Raw genomic sequence first — 1,562 nt, 5'->3', positions numbered from 1 at the left:
CCAAGACACCAAACCCACGGCGGCAAAAATCAAAAGCAAGTTGCGGCCAAAGAACGTGGTCAGCAGAATCACGAAAAACATAAACGGAAACGCGTTCAAAATTTCCAAAAAGCGCATCATCAGCGAATCGAGCTTACCGCCGATAAAGCCGGCAATCGCACCATAAAGCGTACCGATGACAACAGCCACCAATGCGCCGGCCACACCGACCAGCAAGGAAATACGTCCGCCGGTTGCCGCACGCGACAACAAATCGCGGCCGAGCAAGTCCGTACCCAGATAGTGATGGGTAGAAAAGGACGGCGGAATCTGCATATTGTCCCAGTCGGTAAAGTCGTAGGTGTAGCGGACAATCCATGGCGCCACAATCACAAAAATGCTGATCAGCAACAGGATGATAATGCTGTACACCGCCGCTTTGTTTTGTTTAAAACGCCGCCATGCGTCACTCCACAGGCTTTTGCCGTGTACTTGGGCGTATTCTGCTGCCTCTGCGAGGGCCTGAGTCTGCTTCTTTTTAAATAACATAATGTTCTCTCTCGCTTTTTATTCTTTCTTCAGGCCGTCTGAACATTTCAGACGGCCTTTGCGCAAATGGGATTAATAACGGATTTTCGGGTCAATAATGGCATACAGAATATCGAGGATGGCGTTGAACAAAATGGTCATGATGCCGACCAAAATCGTCAAACCCAAAATCATGCCGTAGTCGCGGTTGAGCGCGCCGTTGACAAACAATTGTCCGACGCCGGGAATACCGAACACGTTTTCAATCACAATGGAGCCGGTAATGATGCCGACGAATGCCGGACCTAAGAAAGAAACAATCGGCAGCATGGCGGGACGCAGCGCATGGCGCAGGATGATGCGGCTCATGGGCAGGCCTTTGGCGCGTGCCGTGCGGATAAAGGGGCTGTTCAATACTTCGATCATCGCGCCGCGCGTAATCCGCGCGATACTGGACACATAACCGATGGACAAAGTAACGACAGGCAAAATCAAGTTCATCAGTGCGCCATCGTTCCAGCCGCCCGCAGGCAGCCATTGCAGTCTGACGGCAAACACCAGCACCAATACCGGCGCCATCACAAAACTGGGAACGACGATACCGGTCATCGCGCCGCTCATCAGCGAATAATCCAGCCAACTGTTTTGTTTTAAGGCGGCGATGATGCCGATAAACATACCGAAGATGGCGGCAATCAAAAAGGCGTAGAAGCCAAGTTCTGCCGATACCGGCAAAGATTGGGCAAGCAACTCATTAACGCTGAAATCTTTATATTTGAACGACGGCCCCAAATCTCCCTGTGCCAACTGCTTGAGGTAGTGGAAATATTGGAGGTACATCGGATCATTGAGGTGGTATTTGGCTTCGATGTTGGCCATGACCGTAGGCGGCAAATTGCGTTCACCTGTGAACGGGCTGCCCGGTGCAAGCCGCATCAGGAAAAAAGATACGGTAATCAACACCAGCATGGTCGGGATGGAAGCACATATCCGTTTGATGATGAATTTCAACATAATCAGGCTGTCCTGTCTGAACATACCGGACTCGTGAAAAC

At 51.0% G+C, this 1,562-nt stretch carries 1 protein-coding gene and 1 pseudogene; both read right to left on the bottom strand.

The window, feature by feature from the left end; genetic code table 11:
- Positions 1–528, bottom strand: a pseudogene (locus ACTHUM_RS13575) (peptide ABC transporter permease); the annotation flags it as partial.
- A 72-nt stretch (positions 529–600) separates the two neighbouring features.
- On the bottom strand, positions 601–1,521 hold the full coding sequence (gene oppB, locus ACTHUM_RS13570) for an oligopeptide ABC transporter permease OppB (RefSeq protein ID WP_440403121.1): 921 nt from the start codon (positions 1,519–1,521) through the stop codon (positions 601–603).
- Positions 1,522–1,562: the final 41 nt, after the last annotated feature.

The sequence above is a fragment of the Neisseria sp. P0021.S006 genome, from assembly GCF_051956895.1.
Note: the sequence above shows the minus strand (reverse complement) of the source record. Positions and strands in the feature narration are given on the sequence as shown.

Excerpts from the sequence above, each read along its gene's own strand:
- oppB (WP_440403121.1), bottom strand. The coding sequence starts at position 1,521 with ATGTTGAAATTCATCATCAAACGGATATGTGCTTCCATCCCGACCATG.